Source organism: Luteitalea sp. TBR-22, from assembly GCF_016865485.1.
Taxonomy (GTDB): domain Bacteria; phylum Acidobacteriota; class Vicinamibacteria; order Vicinamibacterales; family Vicinamibacteraceae; genus Luteitalea.
This window is the reverse complement of the sequence record NZ_AP024452.1, coordinates 4,377,979-4,398,884: the sequence shown is the minus strand read 5'-3', so window position 1 is coordinate 4,398,884 and position 20,906 is coordinate 4,377,979. Positions and strand designations below refer to the sequence as shown.

Sequence of the window (20,906 nt, the reverse complement as noted above, 5' to 3'; positions counted from 1 at the left end):
CATGCGTGCGGTCGACATCATCCGCGCCAAGCGCGACGGCAACGCCCTCACCCGCGACCAGATCACGTGGATGGTCCGCGGCGCCTCCGATGGATCGGTGCCGCCCTATCAGTTGTCGGCGTGGCTGATGGCCGTGTGGCTGCGCGGCATGTCGCCCGAGGAGACCGCCTGGCTCACCGACGCGATGGTGCGGTCGGGCGTCCGCGTCGACCTGTCGGCCGTTCCGGGCGTGAAGGTCGACAAGCACAGCACCGGCGGCGTCGGCGACAAGACGTCGCTGGTCATCGCGCCGGTGGTCGCGGCGCTGGGCGTGCCCGTGCCGATGATGTCGGGCCGCGGCCTCGGTCACACCGGCGGCACGCTCGACAAGCTCGAGAGCATCCGTGGCTTCCGCACGCGCCTCACGCTCGACGAGTACCGCCAACAGGTGGCCGAGCTCGGCTGCGCCCTGATCGGCCAGACCGACGAGGTGGCGCCCGCCGATCGCACGCTCTACGCCTTGCGCGACGTGACGGCCACCGTCGAGAGCCTGCCGCTCATCTGCGCCTCCATCCTGAGCAAGAAGATCGCCGAGGGCATCGACGCCCTGGTGCTCGACGTCAAGACCGGCAGCGGCGCCTTCATGGCGCGCGAGGAGGATGCGCGCGCCCTCGCCGACGCGCTCGTCGGCCTGGCGGAGCGCTCGGGACTGCGCGTCGCGGCGCTGCTCACGCAGATGGACGTGCCCCTCGGCCGGATGATCGGCAACGCCCTCGAGGTGCGCGAATGCGTCGACGTGCTGCGGGGCGGCGGCCCATCCGATCTCGTGGATCTCTCGGTCGAACTTGCGGCGCTGATGCTGTGGCTCGGCAACGGCCGGCCGTCGGTGGCCGAGGCCCGCGCGGCCGTGCGCGAGGCGCTCGTCGACGGTCGCGGCCTCGCGATGTTCCGCCGCATCGTCGAACGCCAGGGCGGCGACGTCGGGATGATCGACGATCCCGACACGCTGCCGAAGGCGCCCGTGCAGGCCGACGTCCTGGCGACGGCCGCCGGGTTCCTGGCCCGGTACGATGCCGGCATGATCGGCCGCGCGGCGGTCGCGCTCGGCGCCGGCCGGGCAAGGGCCGAGGACGCGGTCGATCCCGGTGTCGGATTCGAGCTCCTGGCGATGCCGGGCGATCGCGTGGAGATCGGCACGCCACTGATCCGGATCCACGCCAACAGCGCCGGTGACGCCGACACGGCCCGCGCCGGCATCGTCCCGGCGATCACGATCACCGACGGCCCGCCCGCGCCGCGTCCGCTGATCCTCGACCGCCTCGGCCTGGCCCGCGAACGCCCCGATTACCATGCGCCCTGAGCCCTGAACCCTGAGTCCCGAGCCTCGAGTCGTTGCCATGTCCGACCTGCTTTCGTCCCTCGACAACGCCGTTTCCGTCCTGCGCCAGCGCGCCGGCGCCGCGCCGGACGTCGCCGTGGTGCTCGGCTCCGGCCTCGGTGCCTTCGCCGAGACCCTGGCCGATGCCACGGTGCTGCCCTACGCCGCCATTCCCGAATGGCCCTCGTCGGCCGTGGTGGGCCACGCCGGCAAGCTGGTGGTCGGGACGCACGCCTCCGGCGCGCGTGTCGCGGCGCTCTCTGGCCGGGCGCACCTGTACGAGGGGCATCACGTGTCGCGGGCGGTCTTCGGCGTCCGCGCCATGGCGCGCTGGGGGGTGCCGCGCATCCTGCTCACCAACGCAGCGGGGGGCATCAACACCGCGTTCACGCAGGGCGCGCTGATGCTGATCGAGGACCACATCAACCTGCTCGGCGCCAATCCGCTGGTCGGGCCGAACGTCGATGCGCTCGGCGTGCGCTTCCCGGACATGACCTACGTGTACGACCGCGAGCTCCGCGCGATGGCGGTAGAGGCGGCGGCCGCCGTCGGCGTGCCACTGCAGCAGGGCGTGTACCTGGCCACGATGGGACCGAGCTACGAGACGCCGGCCGAGATTCGTGCGTTCCGGGCGCTGGGTGCCGACGCCGTCGGCATGTCCACCGTACCCGAGGCCATCGCGGCGCGGCACATGGGCGCCCGCGTCGCCGGCATCTCGTGCATCACCAACCCCGCGGCCGGGGTGGTGGACCAGCCGCTGCAGCACGACGAGGTGATGGAGACCGCGGCGCGGGTGCGCGGCCAGTTCATCGCGCTGCTCGATGCCTTCATCGCGCGCATGGTGAAGGCGTGACGGACAAGGCGGTCGACTTCCGCGACGACGAGCTCGTGGCGGCGGCCCGCGCCGTCCGCCAGCACGCCTGGGCGCCGTACTCGCACTTCGCGGTCGGCGCCGCGCTGCGCCACCGCGACGGGCGGATCGTGACGGGCTGCAACGTCGAGAACGCCACCTATGGCCTCACCGTGTGCGCCGAGCGCGTGGCCGTGTTCAAGGCGATTTCCGAGGGCATGCGCCCCGACGAGTTCACCGCCGTCGTCGTCGTGGCCGACACCGAGGAGCCGACCCCGCCCTGCGGGGCCTGCCGCCAGATCCTGTGGGAATTCTGCGGCGATGTCCCGGTGGTGATGGCGACCCCGGCCGAGGTGAAGGCCGTCCTCGGCCTCGCCGCCCTCCTCCCATGGCCGTTCGACCGACGGATCCTGGGAACGGCGAAAAAGGAAGGGTAGCCTTCTACTCTTCTCCCCTTTCCGTCGGTATCATCGTCGGATGCTTCCGACAATCGCCTGGCAGGACGACGCGGTGGTCATGGTGGACCAGCGCAAGCTGCCGACTCGCGAAATCTACGTCACCTGCAAGACCCCCGCTGAAGTCGCCAGGGCCATCAAGACGATGGTCATCCGTGGCGCCCCGGCGATCGGCGTCTCGGCCGCGTTCGGCCTGGCGCTGTCGGTGCGCCGCAGCAAGGCGGCCGGCACCAAGCAGCTGACGACCGAGTTCCTCAAGGACTGCGACCTGCTCGCGGGCACGCGGCCCACGGCGGTCAACCTGTTCTGGGCCATCGACCGCATGAAGCGCGTGTTCTCCGAGCGGGTCCTCGCGGGCGCGAGCGTCGACGACCTGCGCGCCATCATGCTGGCCGAGGCGCAGGCCATCCACGACGAGGATCTCGAGAGCTGCCGCGCCATCGGCCGCCATGGCGGCGCCCTCGTGCCGGCCGAGGCGGGTATCCTCACGCACTGCAATGCCGGCGCGTTGGCGACGGCGGGCTACGGCACGGCACTCGGGGTCATCCGCGGCGCGATCGAGCAGGGACGCCACGTGCGGGTGTTCGCCGACGAGACCCGGCCGGTGCTGCAGGGCGCGCGCCTGACGGCGTGGGAGCTCGTGCGCGACGGCATCGACACGACCGTCATCTCCGACAACATGGCGGGCGTGCTGATGCGCGACGGGCGCATCAACTTCATCGTCGTCGGCGCCGATCGCATCGCCGCCAACGGGGATGCGGCCAACAAGATCGGCACGTACTCGGTGGCCGTCCTGGCGCGTGAGCACGGCATTCCGTTCTACGTCGCGGCGCCGCTGTCGACCGTCGACATGAGGACCCCCGCCGGCAGCGCGATTCCCATCGAGGAACGCCACGCCAGGGAGGTGACGCACGTGGGGACGACGCAGATCGCGCCGGTCGGCGCCAAGGTGTTCAACCCGTCGTTCGACGTGACCCCGCACCGCTTCATCGCCGGCATCATCACCGAGAAGGGCGTGGCGCGCGCCCCGTACACCGAGTCGCTCGCGGCGATGTTCGGCGAGCCCGTGGCAGCCGCGGCACGCTGATGCGCGTGCTCGGCATCGAGAGCAGCTGCGACGAAACCGCCGCGGCGGTGGTCGAAGCCACCGGGCCGGGGGCGTGGCAGCTGCGATCGAGCGTGGTCGCCTCGCAGGTGGCGATCCATCGGGAGTGGGGCGGGGTCGTCCCCGAGCTGGCCGCCCGCCAGCACCTGCGCGACATCGTCGGCGTCGTCGGGCAGGCACTCGACCAGGCGCAGGCGACGTGGGCCGGCATCGACGCGATCGCCGTGACGCAGGGCCCGGGCCTTGTGGGGTCGCTGCTCGTCGGCGTGAGCTTTGCCAAGGCCGTCGGCGCGGCGCGCAACATCCCCGTCGTGCCGGTCCATCACCTGGCCGGCCACATCGAGTCGCTCGTCCTGCACAACGGCGAGTTGCCGTATCCGGCCATCGTGCTCGTCGTGTCCGGTGGGCACACCAGCCTGTACCACCTGCCGTCAGCCGGCGTGTACCAACTGGTGGGGCGCACGCGCGATGACGCGGCCGGTGAGGCATACGACAAGGTGGCCAAGCTGGTGGGGCTCGGCTACCCGGGCGGGCCGATCGTCGACAGGCGGGCGCGGCAGGGCAATCCGCACGCCATCGCGTTCCCGATTCCCAAGCTGACGCACGACGCGCGCGAACCCGGGCCGGCCACGCACCTGCCGGCGGGCTTCGAGTCGGTGCTGAAGCGGCGGACCGACTTCAGCTTCAGTGGCCTCAAGACGGCGGTGCGCCGGCATGTCGAACTGGCGACCGACGGCGGCGCGCGCCCGCTGACCGATGCCGACGTGGACGACATCTGCGCCAGCTTCCAGCGCGTCGTCGTGCAGACGTTGCTCGACCGGACGTTCCGCGCGGCGGAGTGGTTCGACGCACGGGCGATCGGCATCGCCGGCGGCGTGGCGGCAAACGCCGGCCTGCGCGCCGAGGCGGAGAGGCGGGGTGCCGCGGTCGGCCTGCCGGTGTTCGTGCCGAGCGTCGCCCTGGCCACCGACAACGCCGCGATGATCGCCGCCGCCGGTCTTCGCCGGTGGGAGTCGGGGACGCGCGGGGCGGTCCTCGACTTCAACGCCGACCCGAGTCTGAGCCTCTAGGCCACACAGGTAGGGCCGGGTGTCCCACCCGGCCGCCATCGACAGCGGCGCGGTCGGAGACCGCGCCCTACCGCTTGACCTCGTAGAAGTCGTACCGAATCTGCCACGTCGTCTGCTGGCCCGGGTCGACGCTGGCGTCGACGTACGGTTCGGGGCAGGCGGTGCGCGAGGCCGACCAGAAGATCAGCTTCGCGATCGGTCGGTCGCCCCGGATGCGGACGCCCGCGCCCGTCTCCGCATGTTCGAGGCGGAAGTCGTAGTCGGCCGCCGTCGGGCCGAATCCCTCGAACTCGGTGAACACGTGCTCGCCCTTCCCGAGTGCCTTCCTGAACCGCAGCTCGCGGCCGGCCATCTCGCCGAACGGCTCGACGGGGCGCAGCGGCTTCGGGTCGAAGGGGAAGCGGACGATGACGGGTGGGGCGGTGGGCTGGCGGTCGAGCGTGAAGAAGTTGTGGTCGTAGACCAGCGTCTCGATCCGCTTGCGGCCCGTGTTGCGCAGCACGTGATCGATGACGAGCGCGTCGCCGTCGAGGCGCAGGGTCTTGACGTACTCGTAGGCGTAGCCGCCGGCCTCGCCCAGCACGTGAGTGAAGGTGATGCGGTCGGCTGCCCTGGCGACCGTCCACGTGCCGGGGTCGACGATCTGGTAGGTCCCGAAGCGCCGGTATGCGGGTTCCTCCGGCTTGCGGACGTGGCCCACGCCGATGCGCACGAACGTGCCGCCGGCCGCGGCCTCGGCGTAGCCCACCGACGACTCGCCGGCCTGGAACTCCTCCACGGGGCCGGTGATGCCGTCATGCCCCGTCGGGTCGTGCGTCTCGAACCACGGCCCGAAGTACTCGTGGTCGCCGGCCCGCAGGCTCGCGACGGCACCGGACCAGTCGAAGCGCGTGCCGCGGTAGTACCCGGCGCCGGCGTCGGGCAGCAGGACGACGGCCCGCACCCGGCCGTTGGTGATCGTCGCCTGCGGGAACGAGGCGGGCACGTCCTGCGCGAACAGCATCATCAGCATCGTCACCCAGAACATGGCGTGGTGTCTCACTCCTGGACCGCGAAGGCCATCACGACCGAGCCGGCGGCGATGGCGACGTACTGGCGCCCGTCGAAGCGATAGGTCATCGGCGACGCCTTCCAGCCCTGGTTGGTGTCGAAGCTCCAGAGGCGCGTGCCCGTCCTGCCGTCGACGGCCGTGAAGGCTCCGCCCTCCTCGGCCACGAACACCAGTCCCGTGGCCGTGGCGAGGGTGCCGCCCCATGACTCGCCGGGGCCGACCTGCGGCATCTCCCAGCGAATCGCGCCGGTGCGGACGTCGAGGGCGCGCAGCAGTCGCTGCGGCACCGGGTCGGGCGAGGTGCGCTGGCTTCCGCCGAGGTACGTCTTGCCGGGCCGCCAGGGGCCCTGCGGGCGCGTCGTGTAGATGCTGCACTTCTCGAAGACCTGGACGAAGTACAGGCCCGAGGCCGGATCGAACGACGGCGAGAACCAGTTGGTGGCGCCGTCCTGCGAGGGGCAGACGCGCGTGCCGGCGGGCGAGGGCTCCTGGCCGGCGACGCGCTGCGGCCGGCCGTCGGGGCCGATGCCGGTGGCCCAGGTGAGGTTCTTGACGAAGGGCGTCGAGAGCAGGCGCTCGCCGGTGACGCGGTCGAACACGTAGAAGAAGCCGTTGCGGTCGGCGTGGATCAGCACCTTGCGTGGCTGGCCGTTCCAGTCGAGGTCGGCGATCACCGACGTCTGCGTCGCGTCCCAGTCCCACAGGTCGTGGGGCGTGAACTGGTAGTGCCAGCGCAGACGGCCGGTCCGGCGATCGAGCGCGAGGATGCACGAGGCGTACAGGTTGTCGCCCTTGCGGTCCGAGCCGTCGTATTCCTTCGACGGGTTGCCGGTCGGCCAGTAGACCACGTCCAGTTCGGGGTCGTAGCTGCCGGTGAACCACGTGGGCGCGCCGCCGTGCGTGATGTCCTTGCCCTGCCAGGTCTCCGAGCCGGGCTCGCCGGGGCGCGGCACGGTGTGGAAGCGCCAGGCCTCCTTGCCCGTGGCCTGGTCGACGGCCACCAGGAAGCCGTTGGCGCCGAACTCGCCGCCCGCCACGCCGGTGATCACGTGGTCGCCGGCGACGAGGGGAGCCGAGGTCGCCGAGTAGTTCTGCCGGAAGTCGGCCAGGGCCGTGTCCCAGAGCAGCGCGCCGGTGAAGCGGTCGAGCGCGATCACGTGGGCGTGGTCGGTCATCATGAAGACGCGCCGGCCGGCCACGGCCACGCCGCGGTTGGCCCAGCCCCCGGACACGCCCTTGGTGCGGGGCCGCTTGTACCGCCACAGGCGACGGCCCGTGCCCGCGTCGAGCGCCACGCATTCGTTCGGCGCGGCGACGTACATGATGCCGCCCACCACCACGGGGGTGACCTGCAGTGAGCCCGCCTCGCCGATGGTGGTCATCCACTGCGGCGCGAGGCGGGACACGTTGGCGGGCGTGATGCCGTCGAGGGTGGTGAAGCGGTTGCCGCCGGGCCCGCCGTTGTAGCCGGGCCAGTCCACGTCGGAGGTCACCTCGCGCACGCGCTCGCCGCCGGCCTTGCGCAAGAGGCGGATCGTGCCGTCGGCGGTGCGCAACTGCAGATCCTGACGACCTTCGCCGAGGATGTCGCCCTCGAGTCGATCACCCGAGACGGTCTGCACGACCCGGCGGGGCAGGGGCGGCTCGGCCTGTTCGATCGAGCGGAGGTGGCGGAGCAGGGCCGCCATGTCGGCCGGCGGCACCGCTTGCGCGGGCATGCCCCGCGCCGCTCGTCCGAGCCGCACGAGAGTGGTGATGTCGCCGTCGGACAGTGCGGGCAGCCTCGTCGTGATGGCGGGGCCGCGCTCGCCGCCGTTGCCATCGCCACCGTGACACAGCGCACAGCGCGCCTCGAAGACGCGCTTGCCGCGAGGCGACTGCGCCCCGGCAGGCGCCACGCCCATCGCGAGCGCCACCGCGCCCACCACCAGAATCAGCCTCGACCGCATGTCCGGCGATCGTACGACAAGGGAGGACGGCGCGGCCTTCGTCATTGGGCCGCCGGCCTTCACCCTGGCCGGCATCACCGCGTCGCAGCCTTACTGTGACTGCGTCCGAGGGGCGGTCTCGTCGAGCAGTTTCTCGAGCGCGACCGGGTCGATCGGCTTGATCAGGTGGTGATTGAAGCCGGCATCCTCGGTGCGACGCCGGTCCTCGTCCTGTCCCCAGCCGGTCAGGGCCACCAGCACCATCTCGCCGCCCCAATCCTCCTGGCGCAGCCGGCGCGCCGCCTCGCACCCGTCCATCACCGGCATGCCGATGTCCATCAGCACCAGCTCGGGCCGGAACGCCTCGGCCTTCTGCAGCGCCTCGGCACCATCGTGCGCCGTGCACACGGTATGCCCCATCAACCCGAGCAGCAGCGACAGGCTGTCGGCCGAGTCCACGTTGTCGTCCACCACGAGCACACGCTTCACCGGGCCTCCTTGCGTCGCCGCAAGCATACGAGCGAACCGACTGGCCGTCGCGACTTTTCGGCACAGCCGAGCTGCCTGTCCTGCTTCTCCCCGCAGTCCTTCCGTCACTCATGACCCATGACTCATGAGCTACTCTCCCCTCGTGTCCCAACGCCTCTATCCCACCCGTCCCATCGTCGGCGTCGGCGGCGTGATCGTCGACGGGGATCGGGTCGTGCTGATCAAGCGCCGGTACGAACCGCTCGCCAACCGGTGGAGCATCCCGGGGGGCACCCTCGAGGTCGGCGAGGGGCTCGAGGAGGGCGTCGCGCGCGAACTCGTGGAGGAGACCGGGCTGGTTGTCCGGGTCGGCCCGGTCATCGAGGTCTTCGACCGCATCCTGCGCGACGAGGACGGGCGCGTGAAGTACCACTTCGTGCTGGTCGACTACCTGTGCCTGCCGGTCGGTGGGGCGCTGCAGGCGGGCGACGACGTGTCGGAGGCCGAGTGGGCGCCGTTCGGCGGGCTCGAGCCGTATGAGCTGACCGACAAGGCCACTTCCGTGATCCGCAAGGCCATGGACCTTCGTCACGACTGGTGAGGCCGGTGGCCGGCCACGTCGCGCCAGCGCGACGGCAACATCTGTCGCCGGTGCCCGGTGCCCGGCCCTCGATCCCCGGCCCCTGATATATTCCCCAACCCATGCAGACCAACTCGCCCGCGGAGACGCGGGACGCCGGGCTCGACAGCGAGTTCACGCGCGGGCTCGGCCTCTACGACGCCACCATGGTCGTGGTCGGCTCGATGATCGGCTCGGGCATCTTCATCGTCTCGGCCGACATGGCGCGGCTGATCGGCAGCCCTGGCTGGTTGCTGGCGGCGTGGTTGCTCACTGGCGTGCTCACCGTCGGCGCCGCGCTCGCGTACGGCGAGCTCGCGGCGATGATGCCGCGGGCCGGTGGGCAGTACGTGTTCCTGCGCGAGGCGTTCTCGCCGCTGTGGGGCTTCCTGTACGGCTGGACGCTGTTCACGGTCATCCAGACGGGCACGATCGCGGCCGTTGCGGTGGCGTTCGCGCGGTTCACCGGCGTGCTGTTCCCGTGGGTCGCCGAGGACCACTACCTCATCGCGCCGATCCACGTCACGTCGGGCTACGCGCTCTCCCTCTCGACGGCGCAGTTGCTCGGCGTGCTGCTGATCGCGTTGCTCACCTGGACCAACACCCGCGGCCTCGAATACGGCAAGATCGTGCAGAACGTCTTCACCACCGCGAAGACCGGCGCGCTGGTGGCGCTCATCGCCGCCGGCCTGCTGCTCGGGTGGAACGCCGATGCGGTCGCCGCCAACTTCGGCAACTTCTGGCAGCCGCGCGGCGTGGTGGAACTGGCTCCCGGGCTGACGGCCGTGACCGCGTTCGGGCTGTTCGTCGCGATCGGCATCTCGCAGACCGGGTCGCTGTTCTCGTCGGACGCGTGGAACAACATCTGTTTCACCGCCGGCGAGGTCAAGGATCCGCGGCGCACGCTGCCGCTGTCGATGGTGCTCGGCACGGCCATCGTCACCGGCCTCTACATCCTCTCCAACATCGCGTACCTGGTGGCGCTGCCGCTCGAGTCGATCCAGTCGGCGCCGTCCGACCGGGTGGCCACGCTGCTGCTCAACACCGTGTTCCCGGGCGTCGGCGCCGCGGCGATGGCGGTGGCAATCATGGTCTCGACCTTCGGTTGCGTGAACGGCCTGGTGCTGGCCGGCGCCCGGGCGTACTACGCGATGGCCAGGGACGGCCTGTTCTTCCGGCAGGCGGGGGAGTTGAACGCGGCCCGGGTGCCCGCCTTCGGCCTGGTGCTGCAGGGCCTGTGGGCCGTCCTGCTGGTGCTGCCGCGCACCTTCGACGCGACCACCGGCCGGTACGGCAACCTCTATTCGAACCTGCTCGACTACGTCATCTCGGCGGCGCTGATCTTCTACGCGCTCACCGTCGCGGGCCTGTTCCGGCTGCGGATCACGCGGCCCGACGCCCACCGGCCCTATCGCGCCTTCGGCTACCCCGTCGTGCCGGGGCTCTACATCCTCGGGGCGCTCGCGATCCTGTTCGTCCTTTTCGCCTATCGCCCGGCGACGACCTGGCCGGGGCTGGCCATCGTGCTGGCGGGTGTGCCGGTCTACCTGGTGGCGCGGGGGAGCCGGTCATGAGCTGGACGCCGGATCGCGACGCAGCGTTGGCGCTGCTCCACGAGTACACCACTGGCGAGAGCCTCCGGCGACACGCCTACGCGGTCGAGGCGGCGGTGCGCGGCTACGCGCGGCGCCTCGGCGAGGACGAGGCGCTGTGGAGCGTGACGGCCCTGCTGCACGACTTCGACTACGAGCGCTGGCCGTCGCAGGAGGAGCATCCGTACAAGGGCGTCGAGATCCTCAAGCAGCACGGTTACCCGGAGGTCGTGACGCGGGCCATCCTGTCGCACGCCGACTACAGCGGCGTCACCCGGGACAGCCTGCTCGAGAAGGTCCTGTACGCCTGCGACGAGATGTCGGGCTTCGTCACCGCCGCGGCGCTCGTCCGTCCCTCGAGGAGCGTGATGGATCTCGAGGCGGCCTCGGTGAAAAAGCGGATGAAGGACAAGGCCTTCGCCCGGGCCGTGCCCCGCGAGGACCTGATCGCCGGCGCCGAGTCGCTCGGGCTGCCGCTCGAGGTCCACATCGCCAACGTCATCGAGTCGTTGCGTGAGGTGGCCGACGACCTCGGGCTGCGGGGGAGCGCGCGCCCTGATCCCTGAGCCGGAGCCTGTAGCCTTTTCCTGAACTCCCGTTCGTCCCCGTCCGTATGTAGGCAGAGCAGGCGACAAGCGACAGGCTTCAGGGCTGGCCGCAGCCGACTCCCGACTCCCGATTCCCGACTCCCGATTCCCGATTCCCGATTCCCGATTCCCGACCGCCCGCGACCTCCCGTGACTCCCGATCCCTCTTCCGTGGTGGCCCTCGACGACGTGACCGTCGTCTATGGGAAGAATCAGGCGCTTGCCGGCGTGGCGGCGCACTTTCCGCCGGGGGCCGTCGGCCTGCTCGGGCCGAACGGCGCCGGCAAGAGCACGATGATCAAGGCGCTGCTCGGCTTCGTGGTGCCGACACAGGGCCGGATGACCGTGCTCGGCCTCGACGTGCGCCACAAGGCCCAGGACATCCGGGCGCGCATCGGCTACATGCCGGAGAACGACGCGCACATCCCCGGGATGAACGCGGTGACCTTCGTCGCCTACTGCGGGCAGCTCTCGGGGTTGCCGCCGGTGGACGCGATGCAGCGCGCCCACGAGGTGCTGTACTACGTCGGCCTCGGCGAGGCGCGCTACCGCAACATCGAGACCTACTCGACGGGCATGAAGCAGCGCATCAAGCTCGCGCAGGCGCTGGTGCACGACCCCGACCTGCTGTTCCTCGACGAGCCGACCAACGGCATGGACCCGAAGGGCCGCGACGAGATGCTCGCGCTCATCCACGACCTCGGGCACAACAAGCGGGTCAACCTGATCCTGTCGTCGCACCTGCTGCCCGACGTCGAGCACACCTGCGACCACGTCATCGTGATGGACAAGGGCCGGGTGGCGACGCAGGGGCCGATCGCGACGCTGAAGGGCACCGGCGGCAGCGTGTTCGAGCTGCGGATCAAGGGCGACCTGCCGCGCTTCATCGAGGTGCTGCGCGGGCAGGGGCTCGAGGCGCACGGCACCGACGAGGACGTGATGCGGGTGCTGGTGCCGGCCGGCCGGTCGGCGCGCGACGTGTTCGCCCTCGCCGCGGCGCAGGACATGCAGGTGCGTCACCTGCGCCCGAGCGTGCCGACGCTCGAGGACGTCTTCATCGACGCCATCGAAGGAGGCGGCCGTGCCCATTCATGACCAGTCGTACCGGCGCTACTCCGGCGAGCGCCGGCCGGTGCGCAGCGCCTGGACCGTCATCGCCCGCGCCGGTCTCATGGGGTTCATCGTGAAGCGGGCCTTCCTGGGCCTGCTGCTGGCCGCGTGGATCCCGTTCGTCGTCCGGGCCAGCCAGCTGTTCCTGGCGTCGAACTTCTCGCAGGCGGCGACGTTCCTGGCGCCGACGCCGCAGACGTTCCGCGACTTCCTCGGCCAGCAGCAGATCTTCGTGTTCCTGGTCACCGTGTACGTCGGCGCCGGGCTCATCGCCAACGACCGACGCGCCAACGCGCTGCAGTTGTACCTGTCCAAGCCGGTCACCCGCGCCGAGTACATCCTCGGCAAGATGACCGTGCTCGCCACGTTCCTGCTCGCCATCACCTGGCTACCGGCCATCCTGCTCCTGGTGCTGCAGATCGCCTTCTCGGGCAGCTTCACGTTCCTCAAGGCCAACTCCTCGCTGGTGGCCTCGATCACGCTCTACTGCCTCGTGCTCACCCTGGTGATCACCTTCGGGATGACGGCGCTCTCGTCGCTGTCGCGCAGCAGCCGGTTCGTCGGCATCCTCTTCGCGGGCGTGCTCATCTTCTCGGATGCGATGTTCAACGCCCTCCGCTTCATCACCGGCAGCACCGCGGTGTCCTGGGTCTCGATCCAGGCGAGCCTCGACCAGGTGGGTGACGTGATCTTCAGGCAGGCGCCGCGCCACCAGACGCCGGTCGCCGTGTCGTTCATCGTGCTCGTCGCGGTGGTGGCGGTGGCCGCCTCGGTGCTCGAGCGCCGCGTGCGCGGCGTGGAGGTGGTGGCATGAGCGTCGTCGCGGAGCGGGGCTCGCGGACCGCGGATCGGGAAGGACCGGGAGCCGCGATCATCACCGCCGACCACGTGTCGAAGTGGTACGGGCAGGTCATCGGCCTCAACGACGTCAGCGTGTCGATCCCGGCGGGCATCACCGGGCTGCTCGGCCCCAACGGCGCCGGCAAGTCGACGTTCATGAAGCTGATCACCGGGCAGCTGCAGCCGAGCAAGGGCAGCGTCACCGTGCTCGGCGCGCCGATCTGGGGCAACCCGGCGGCCTACACCCGCATCGGGTTCTGTCCCGAGCAGGACGCCTTCTACGAGCGGATGACCGGCCTCGAGTGGGTGTCGGCGCTGGTGCGGCTCAACGGCTACTCCAGCACCGAGGCGAAGGCCGCGGCGTTGCGCGCCCTCGAGGCGGTGGACCTGGTGCCCGCCGCCGACAAGAAGATCGGCGCCTACAGCAAGGGCATGCGGCAGCGCGTCAAGCTCGCCCAGGCCCTGGTCCACGACCCCGAGTTGCTGATCCTCGACGAGCCGCTCACCGGCATGGACCCGCTGATGCGCCGCCGCACCATCCGCATCATCCGCGAGTGGGCCCGTGACGGCCGCAGCGTGCTGGTGTCGAGCCACATCCTGCACGAGGTCGAGGCGATGACGAGCAACGTGCTCCTCATCAACAACGGCCGCATCCTCGCCGAGGGCGACGTCCACGACATCCGCGCGCTGATCGACCACCACCCGCACACGGTGCACATCCGCGCCGAGCGGCCCCGCGAACTGGCGCGCGAGTGCCTGTCGTACCCCTACGTGCGCAGCCTGCGCTTCGAGGCCGACGCCCTGGTGGTCGAGACCGACGCGCCCGACACGTTCTACACGCAACTGACGCTGCTGGCTTCCGAGGAACCCTTCGGCCGGATCGACGAAGTGACGTCGCCGGACGATAACCTCGCGGCGGTGTTTGGGTACCTGGTGAAGTGACGGGAATCGGGAGTCGGGAGTCGGGAGTCGGGAATCGGGAGTCGGGAGTCGGGAGTGGGGAGTGGGGAAGGCCCGCACACGGCGGATGACAGATACAGGGTCACTGCACCTTAAGGAACGCTGGCAGTCGACAAGTCAACGCCCTTCGAGCGTCTGAAGCAGGCGAGTCAGCATGGCGGCAATGCGATCGTTGGTTTCGCGGGTGCGTGCAGCTCGTGCCTCACTGAGGTAGCCCAGCCGGGTGGCGATGATGAGCAGTGAGGAGACTTCAGCATTGGAACCTCGGGCTATGCGCAGAAAGCGCACATATTCCGGCCGTGTCGAGCGGCCGTATCCCTCGGCGATGTTGCTGGGGACCGAAATCGCCGCTCTGCGCAACTGCAGCCCCAGCGCGTACAACTCGCTCTGTGGCAACTGGTTGGCCAGTCGTGTGATGTCGACGGCGAGTTCGATCGACGTCTGCCACACCTCGAGATCCTGATAGGTACGTACGATGCCCATGCCCAACGTTCGGAGCAATGCTCATGCCTACTGACGCGCTGCCTGTGTCGACTGGCCCTTCGGCGACTCCCGACTCCCGACTCCCGACTCCCGCCGTGCCTGCGAGCCGCGCTGAGGCGAGCCTCTCCCTCCCCCGCGCTGCCGCCCGCATCTTCGACCTCTCCCTCGACCAGATGCTCTGGTCGCGGCGGACGGTGTTCATGGCGCTGGTGGTCGGCGGGCCGCTGCTGATCGCGCTGATGGTGCGCGTCATCGACATGTTCTCGGCCGGCAGCGGCGGCGTGCAGATCGACGGCGTGCGGGTGGGCAGCGGCGCCATCTTCGGCCTGATGGTGTGGGTGTTCTACCTGCGCTTCGCCGTCCCCGTGCTCGCGGTGTTCTACGGCACGTCGCTGATGGCCGACGAGGTCGAGGACAAGACGATCACCTACCTGTTCTCGCGGCCCATCCCGCGCGGCGCGGTGCTGCTCGGCAAGTACCTGGCGTACCTGGTGTGCACCATCGCCGTGGTGCTGCCGTCGGTCGTGCTGGTGTACCTGCTCATCATGTCGCGGCCCGGCGGGTCGCTCGCCGGCGGCTTCCTCGACCTGGTCAAGGACCTCGTGGTGATCGCCCTCGGGCTGGCCACCTACGGGGCGCTGTTCGCCTGGGTCGGCGCCCGCTTCAAGCGGCCCCTGCTCACCGGCCTGGCCTTCGTGTTCGCCTGGGAGCCGGCCATCCTGGTCATCCCGGGCTACCTGCGCCGGTTCACGGTTGCCTATTACCTGCAGGGCCTCGTGCCGCAGGCGATGCCGGCCGACGACAGCACCGTCAGCCTCCTCACGTCGCTCTTCCGGGAGTTCCCGGCCGTCGGCACCAGCCTGTTCTGGCTGGCCGTGATCGTGGCAGTCGGCCTCACCCTGGCCATGCGGACCGTGGCGCGGCGGGAGTACGTGCTCGAACAGTAGAACGGGCATGGGGATCCGGGTACGGGCGCCCGGGTGCCCGGATATCGGTGCCCGGTTTCCGGTGCCCGGTGCCCGCAATTCATCCCACCCCTTCAAGCCCGGCCGTGGAACCTTCCCGGGGCCGGGTACGTTACAGTGGCTATACCGGGAGTTGATCCTCCGATGAGCACCGCAAAGACCCGCTACTTCCTCTTCGGTTCGGCCGCCATCCTCACTGCGGGCCTCGCGGCCGGCACCGTCGCCTACATGGGCGGCATGCCCCGCGCCCTGGCCAGCAACACCGGACCCGACGAACTGTCGCTCGTCCCTGCCGGCGCGGCCGTGGTGGCCTACGCCAACGTGCAGGGGGTGATGACGTCGGAGTTCCGGCAGCGCCTGAACACCCTCATGGACAACGAGGGCAAGGGCCGACAGGAGTTCCAGGAGCAGACCGGCATCGACGTCGAGCGCGACATCGACGCCGTCATCGCCGCCATGAGCCCGGCCGCCGACGGCACGGCCAACCACGGCAGCGGCTTCGTGGCCCTGCGCGGTCGCTTCGACATCGCCAAGATCGAGGCCCTGGTGACCAGCAAGGGCGGCCAGCTCACCGACTACAAGGGCGCCCGCCTGCTCGTGGCGCACGAGGAGGAGGGCGAGTCGCCGCGCATCGCGCTGGTCAACGCCGGCCTCGTGATCGTCGGCTCCGAGGCCGCCGTCAAGGCCGCCATCGACCGCAACGCCGGCGACGGCACCGCGAGCATCACCAGCGACGGCGAGTTCGTCCGCATGCTCGAGAGCGTCGACCAGAACTCCACGGTGTGGGCCATCGGTCGCCCGAAGGTGCTCGGCGTGGCGGCGACCGGCGACGGCGCCCAGGTGCTCGGCCAGCAGCTCCCCGAGGTCAGGTGGTTCGCCGCGTCGGGCCACCTCAACGGCGGCCTCACGGCCACGGTCCGCGCCGAGGGCAAGGACGCGGAAGCCGGCAAGAACATGCGCGAGGTCGTCCAGGGCGTGCTCGCGCTGGCCCGCCTCCAGCTCGAGGCCAAGCCCGAGCTCAAGCCGCTGCTCAACTCGGTCACCGTCGAGGGCACCGGTAGTGGCGTCGCCGTCCACATGACGCTCCCCGCCGAGATGCTCGACGTCATCGTCAAGCAGGCCTCAGCGGTGCACGGCGACCACATGAAGCAGCTGCACGAGATGCACCGCAACGCCGAGAACTGACGCGCGCGCAACCCGCACGCGACCCACACGGGCCGGCACGAGGGCAGCCTCGGCCGGCCCGATTCATTTCTGCTAGACTTCGAGTTTCCCGGACATGCCGCGCGCGGCTGCAAGCGGCCTCCCTACGCTCGTATCCCTGTCCGGAACCAGGTATCGTGAGCTCGGCTGCGTTCTTCTACGGCACCCTCATGACGGGCTTCGACCGGCGTCGCCGGGCAGGCATCGAGGGCAAGCTGCGCCACCGTCGGCGCGGATGGATTCGTGCCTCCCTGTACGACCTCGGCATCTATCCCGCCGCCATCCCCGATCCTGACGGCTGCGTCTGGGGCGAGGTGTACGACATGGACGACCCCGCGGGCGTCCTGGCGGCGCTCGACGAGATCGAGGGCTATCGCGAGGGGCACCCCGAGCAGAGCCTCTACACCCGTCACCTGTCGCCCGTGCAACTCGAGACGGGGGAAACCCTCGACGCCTGGGTGTACTTCTACAACGCGCCGCTCGGCGGCGCGCAGCGCGTCGCCTCGGGCGACTACCTCCAGCACGTCCGCGCACGCTGACCGCTGACCTGACCGCGCGCCATCGCTGACCGTCGCCCAAGGGCGACGGCTACGCCCCGACCGCGAGTCGTGGGCGTCGACATTCATGTCGACGCTCGGTGATGCTGGCGACCCGGTGCCCGGTGCCCGGTGCCCGCTGCCCGCTGCCCGGTGCCCGGTAACCGGTCACGATAAGCTTGCCTCCATGCGTCTCCCCATCGCCCTGGCCGCGTCGTGCCTGACGCTGGCCTTCGCCCTGCCTGCCGCCGCGCAGGACGCCGACCCTCGCATCGAACGCGCGCTCGCGCAGGTCTCCGCCGAGCGCCTGAAGGCCACGGTCGAGAAGCTCGCCGCGTTCGGCACCCGGCACACCCTCTCGAGCCAGACCGACCCCAACCGGGGCATCGGCGCCGCGGCCCAATGGATCCACGACCAGCTCGTCGCCGCCAGTCCACGGCTCAAGGTCAGCTTCGACGACTACGAGATCCCCGCGCAGGGCGAGCGCATCCTGCGCGACGTGCGCATCCGTAACGTCGTCGCCGTGCTGCCCGGCAAGACCTCGCGTCGGATCTACGTGAGCGGGCACTACGACACCGTCGCGCGTCCCGAGGCGCCAGCCGCGGCCGCGCCGGGCGCGACCGGCCCCCGGCCGGCGTCGGCCAACGGCGGCTTCGACTGGGCCAACGGCGACCTGCCGGCCCCCGGCGCCAACGACGATGGCAGCGGCACCGCGTTGACGATGGAGGCGGCGCGGGTGCTGGCGCAGAGCGGGCTGGAGTTCGACGCGACGCTCGTGTTCGTGGCGTTCGCGGGCGAGGAGCAGGGCCTGGTCGGGGCGCACCTGCACGCGCAGAAGGCACTCGCAGAGAAGGCGGAGATCGACGCCGTCTTCAACAACGACATCGTCGGCAACTCGCGCGGCGGCAACGGGATCGTCGACGCGGAGACGGTGCGGGTGTTCGCGGAGGGACCGGAGGATTCGGGGTCGCGGCAGTTGGCGCGCTTCATCAAGCGGGCCGCGGCGCGGTACGTGCCGTCCCATCGCGTGCAGTTGATCGCGCGGCACGATCGGTTCGGGCGCGGCGGGGACCACACGGCGTTCAACCAGCGCGGGTACGCCGGCGTGCGATTCAGCGAGGCCAACGAGGACTACTCACGCCAGCACCTCGTGGCTGACACGCCCGACGGCGTCGATCCGGTGTACCTGGCGCGGAACACGCGCGTGAACGTCGCCGGCGTGGCGACCCTGGCACTCGCGCCCGCTGCGCCTGACGTGACCACGGAGCGTGGCGCGCCGATGCTCGACCGCAACCCCACTGGCTACGACGCGCGCCTGCGCTGGAAGGCGTCACCCGGAGCCGTCGGCTACCGCATCTTCTGGCGTGACTCGTGGGCGACCGACTGGCAGTTCGAGCGCCATGTCGGCAACGTGACCGAGATCGTGTTGCCCGATGTGTCGATCGACGACCACGTCTTCGGTGTGGCCGCGATCGGCCCGGGCGGCCACGAGAGTCTGGTGTCGGCGTACGTGAACCCGCCGCGAGGGAAGGTGGAGGTCAAGACGAAGTAACGGGAGTCGGGAGTCGGGAATGGGGAGTCGGTCCGCAGGCAGACCCTGCTGCTCTCGTGACACGGAGTCCAGCGCCGTTTGCCGAAAGGACGCCGTGGGCGGGGTTGTTTCCGACTCCCGACTCCCGACTCCCGACTCCCGCGCCTAGTGAATCTCCCCGTGCTCGGCGGTGATGACCTGGCCGCCGACGCGCTCGAGGAAGCGCTCGATGGCCATGCGGGCCATCGGCGGGACGTCGAGGAACTCGATGCCCGAGGTGTAGACGACGAGGTGGTCGTCGAGCGCCCGGACGCTGGCGTGGCACACCCGGCCCTTGAGCACGACGGTCTGCTCGCCGAGGTTGAGGCGGAACGCGCGCACCGAGTTGACGCGGAGCGGCTCGGGAGTCTCGACGCGGGCGCCGAACGCCGACAGGTCGCTCACCGACAGCGGCCGGTAGACGGTCACTTCGCCGCTGAGGCCGTTCGGGAGGGGGATGCGGGGGCGCTGGCGCTGTTCGATGGACATGTGGCGTCGGTGGCGGCGGCCGGGGGCACACGCTCATTGTCGGGAATCGGCAGGCGGGTGCCCGGACTGCAGGCCTAGAATAGCGCCGTGGCGCACACCTACGACAACTACATCGATGGCCAGTGGGTCCCGGCCCGGTCGGGAGCGACCTACGAGAACCGTAATCCTGCCGACCGCGAGGACCTGATCGGCCTCTTCCCCCAGTCGGGGGCGGAGGACGTGGCGGCGGCGGTCGCCGCGGCGAAGCGGGCATTCCAGACGTGGCGCCTGGTGCCGGCGCCGGGGCGGGCGGAGATCCTCTACCGGGCCGCGCAGCTGTTCAAGGAGCGGAAGGACCGCTTCTCGGACGACATGACCCGTGAGATGGGGAAGGTCCTCGCCGAGACGGCTGGCGACGTCCAGGAAGCCATCGACATGAGCTATCTCATGGCGGGGGAGGGGCGGCGGCTGTTCGGCCAGACCACACCCTCGGAATTGCGCAACAAGTTCGCGATGTCGGTGCGCCAGCCGATCGGCGTGTGCGGGATGATCACGGCCTGGAACTTCCCGATGGCGGTGCCGTCCTGGAAGATCCTGCCGGCGCTGGTCTGTGGCAACACGGTGGTGTTCAAGCCAGCCGAGGAAGCGCCGCTCACCGCCATCAACTTCGTGCAGACGCTCATCGACGCGGGCCTGCCCCCGGGCGTGGTCAACCTCGTGATGGGCGACGGCCCCGGCGCGGCGGCGCCCATCGTCGAGCATCCCGACGTGTCCGTCGTGTCGTTCACGGGCTCTACCGAGACCGGCCGTCGCATCAACGAGACCTGCGCGCGCACGTTCAAGAAGGTGCACCTGGAGATGGGCGGCAAGAACGTCATCCTGGTGATGGACGACGCGAAGCTGGAGTTGGCGGTGGATGGCGCGGTGTGGGGCGGCTTCGGCACGACCGGGCAGCGCTGCACGGCGGCCAGCCGGGTGGTGGTGCACGAGAAGGTGTACGACCAGTTCCTCGAGCGCTTCGTGGCTCGGGCGCGTCAGCTCGTGGTGGGCGACGGCCGCAAGGACGGCGTGCAGATGGGGCCGTCGATCCACGAGGACCAGCTCGCGAAGGTGATGGAGTACGTGGCGATCGGCAAGGCCGAGGGCGCGCGGCTGGTGCTCGGAGGCTCACGCCTGCAGGAAGGCGCGCACGCCCGCGGCTGCTTCCACGAGCCGACGATCTTTGCCGACGTCACGCCGTCGATGCGCATCGCGAAGGAAGAGATCTTCGGGCCCGTCGTGTCGGTGATCAAGGTGGGCTCGCTCGACGAGGCGATCGCGGTGGCCAACGACGTCGCGTACGGCCTGTCGGCGGCCATCTACACGCAGGACATCAACAACGCCTTCACGGCGATGCGCGACGTGTACACGGGGCTGTTCTACGTCAACGCGCCGACGATCGGCGCGGAGGTCCACCTGCCGTTCGGCGGCGTCAAGGCCACTGGCAACGGCCACCGCGAGGCGGGCATCGCGGCACTCGACGTGTTCAGCGAGTGGAAGTCGATCTACGTCGACTTCAGCGGCAAGCTGCAGCGCGCGCAGATGGACACGGAGCAGGTGTGACGCAGGACGCGTGCGTCCTGCGTCACACACGTCTGACGTTTAACGTCTAACGTCTGACGTTTAACGTCTAACGTTTGACGTTTAACG

General features: G+C 70.2%; 21 protein-coding genes. 16 read left to right on the top strand and 5 right to left on the bottom strand.

The window, feature by feature from the left end; all coding sequences use genetic code 11:
• The first annotated feature begins 1 nt into the window (after position 1).
• The 5 genes from TBR22_RS18405 to tsaD are packed head-to-tail and all read left to right on the top strand — an operon-like array spanning position 2 to position 4,837.
• Positions 2–1,339 carry a thymidine phosphorylase gene (locus TBR22_RS18405; protein WP_239489312.1) on the top strand — a complete coding sequence of 446 codons (1,338 nt, stop codon included), beginning with the start codon at positions 2–4 and terminating at the stop codon, positions 1,337–1,339.
• Positions 1,340–1,376: 37 nt separating this feature from the next.
• Complete coding sequence (locus TBR22_RS18400) at positions 1,377–2,210, top strand: purine-nucleoside phosphorylase (RefSeq protein ID WP_239489311.1); 834 nt, start codon at positions 1,377–1,379, stop codon at positions 2,208–2,210.
• Entirely contained in the window at positions 2,207–2,644 is a 438-nt protein-coding gene (locus TBR22_RS18395; RefSeq protein ID WP_239489310.1) for a cytidine deaminase, read from the top strand. The genes TBR22_RS18400 and TBR22_RS18395 overlap by 4 nt, the downstream gene beginning before the upstream one ends.
• 40 nt (positions 2,645–2,684) lie before the next feature.
• The gene (mtnA, locus tag TBR22_RS18390; RefSeq protein WP_239489309.1) at positions 2,685–3,749 is read left to right on the top strand and encodes an S-methyl-5-thioribose-1-phosphate isomerase; all 1,065 of its coding nucleotides are present in this window, start codon (positions 2,685–2,687) and stop codon (positions 3,747–3,749) included.
• Positions 3,749–4,837: a tRNA (adenosine(37)-N6)-threonylcarbamoyltransferase complex transferase subunit TsaD gene (tsaD, locus tag TBR22_RS18385; RefSeq protein WP_239489308.1), complete on the top strand. Its 1,089-nt coding sequence runs from the start codon at positions 3,749–3,751 to the stop codon at positions 4,835–4,837. Before mtnA ends, tsaD begins: the two co-directional genes overlap by 1 nt.
• Before the next feature lie 67 nt (positions 4,838–4,904).
• Here the strand turns inward: tsaD and TBR22_RS18380 are convergent, their stop codons facing one another.
• From TBR22_RS18380 to TBR22_RS18370, 3 genes are all read right to left on the bottom strand, one after another.
• Entirely contained in the window at positions 4,905–5,879 is a 975-nt protein-coding gene (locus TBR22_RS18380; protein WP_239489307.1) for a hypothetical protein, read from the bottom strand.
• The gene (locus TBR22_RS18375) at positions 5,876–7,837 is read right to left on the bottom strand and encodes a PQQ-binding-like beta-propeller repeat protein (RefSeq protein WP_239489306.1); all 1,962 of its coding nucleotides are present in this window, start codon (positions 7,835–7,837) and stop codon (positions 5,876–5,878) included. The genes TBR22_RS18380 and TBR22_RS18375 overlap by 4 nt, the downstream gene beginning before the upstream one ends.
• 90 nt (positions 7,838–7,927) lie before the next feature.
• Positions 7,928–8,305: a response regulator gene (locus tag TBR22_RS18370; RefSeq protein ID WP_239489305.1), complete on the bottom strand. Its 378-nt coding sequence runs from the start codon at positions 8,303–8,305 to the stop codon at positions 7,928–7,930.
• 142 nt (positions 8,306–8,447) lie between these two features.
• On the opposite strand from TBR22_RS18370, the gene TBR22_RS18365 reads away from it, so the two are divergent.
• The 6 genes from TBR22_RS18365 to TBR22_RS18340 all read left to right on the top strand — a co-directional run bounded on the left by TBR22_RS18365 (position 8,448) and on the right by TBR22_RS18340 (position 13,974).
• Positions 8,448–8,885: an NUDIX hydrolase gene (locus TBR22_RS18365; RefSeq protein WP_239489304.1), complete on the top strand. Its 438-nt coding sequence runs from the start codon at positions 8,448–8,450 to the stop codon at positions 8,883–8,885.
• A 101-nt stretch (positions 8,886–8,986) separates the two neighbouring features.
• Positions 8,987–10,477, top strand: a complete 1,491-nt coding sequence (locus TBR22_RS18360) for an APC family permease (protein ID WP_239489303.1) — start codon at positions 8,987–8,989, stop codon at positions 10,475–10,477.
• Positions 10,474–11,061, top strand: coding sequence for an HD domain-containing protein (locus TBR22_RS18355; RefSeq protein ID WP_239489302.1), 588 nt, complete (start codon positions 10,474–10,476; stop codon positions 11,059–11,061). Before TBR22_RS18360 ends, TBR22_RS18355 begins: the two co-directional genes overlap by 4 nt.
• Before the next feature lie 171 nt (positions 11,062–11,232).
• Positions 11,233–12,177 carry an ABC transporter ATP-binding protein gene (locus TBR22_RS18350; protein WP_239489301.1) on the top strand — a complete coding sequence of 315 codons (945 nt, stop codon included), beginning with the start codon at positions 11,233–11,235 and terminating at the stop codon, positions 12,175–12,177.
• Positions 12,164–13,006: an ABC transporter permease gene (locus TBR22_RS18345; protein ID WP_239489300.1), complete on the top strand. Its 843-nt coding sequence runs from the start codon at positions 12,164–12,166 to the stop codon at positions 13,004–13,006. Before TBR22_RS18350 ends, TBR22_RS18345 begins: the two co-directional genes overlap by 14 nt.
• Complete coding sequence (locus tag TBR22_RS18340; RefSeq protein WP_239489299.1) at positions 13,003–13,974, top strand: ABC transporter ATP-binding protein; 972 nt, start codon at positions 13,003–13,005, stop codon at positions 13,972–13,974. The genes TBR22_RS18345 and TBR22_RS18340 overlap by 4 nt, the downstream gene beginning before the upstream one ends.
• A 135-nt stretch (positions 13,975–14,109) precedes the next feature.
• On the opposite strand, the gene TBR22_RS18335 is transcribed toward TBR22_RS18340, so the two are convergent.
• The gene (locus TBR22_RS18335) at positions 14,110–14,475 is read right to left on the bottom strand and encodes a four helix bundle protein (RefSeq protein WP_239489298.1); all 366 of its coding nucleotides are present in this window, start codon (positions 14,473–14,475) and stop codon (positions 14,110–14,112) included.
• A 95-nt stretch (positions 14,476–14,570) separates the two neighbouring features.
• Between TBR22_RS18335 and TBR22_RS18330 the strand changes: the two genes are divergently transcribed.
• The 4 genes from TBR22_RS18330 (at position 14,571) to TBR22_RS18315 (ending at position 18,731) form a co-directional block, all read left to right on the top strand.
• The gene (locus TBR22_RS18330; RefSeq protein ID WP_239489297.1) at positions 14,571–15,422 is read left to right on the top strand and encodes an ABC transporter permease; all 852 of its coding nucleotides are present in this window, start codon (positions 14,571–14,573) and stop codon (positions 15,420–15,422) included.
• Positions 15,423–15,584: 162 nt separating this feature from the next.
• Complete coding sequence (locus TBR22_RS18325) at positions 15,585–16,625, top strand: DUF3352 domain-containing protein (RefSeq protein WP_239489296.1); 1,041 nt, start codon at positions 15,585–15,587, stop codon at positions 16,623–16,625.
• 155 nt (positions 16,626–16,780) lie between these two features.
• Complete coding sequence (locus TBR22_RS18320) at positions 16,781–17,182, top strand: gamma-glutamylcyclotransferase (RefSeq protein WP_239489295.1); 402 nt, start codon at positions 16,781–16,783, stop codon at positions 17,180–17,182.
• Between the two features lie 184 nt (positions 17,183–17,366).
• Positions 17,367–18,731 carry a M20/M25/M40 family metallo-hydrolase gene (locus TBR22_RS18315; protein WP_239489294.1) on the top strand — a complete coding sequence of 455 codons (1,365 nt, stop codon included), beginning with the start codon at positions 17,367–17,369 and terminating at the stop codon, positions 18,729–18,731.
• A gap of 144 nt (positions 18,732–18,875) precedes the next feature.
• Here the strand turns inward: TBR22_RS18315 and TBR22_RS18310 are convergent, their stop codons facing one another.
• Positions 18,876–19,238 carry a PilZ domain-containing protein gene (locus tag TBR22_RS18310; protein ID WP_239489293.1) on the bottom strand — a complete coding sequence of 121 codons (363 nt, stop codon included), beginning with the start codon at positions 19,236–19,238 and terminating at the stop codon, positions 18,876–18,878.
• Positions 19,239–19,325: 87 nt separating this feature from the next.
• Here TBR22_RS18310 and TBR22_RS18305 point away from each other — a divergent pair, with 87 nt between their 5' ends.
• Positions 19,326–20,819, top strand: a complete 1,494-nt coding sequence (locus TBR22_RS18305) for an aldehyde dehydrogenase family protein (RefSeq protein ID WP_239489292.1) — start codon at positions 19,326–19,328, stop codon at positions 20,817–20,819.
• The last annotated feature ends 87 nt before the right edge of the window (positions 20,820–20,906 follow it).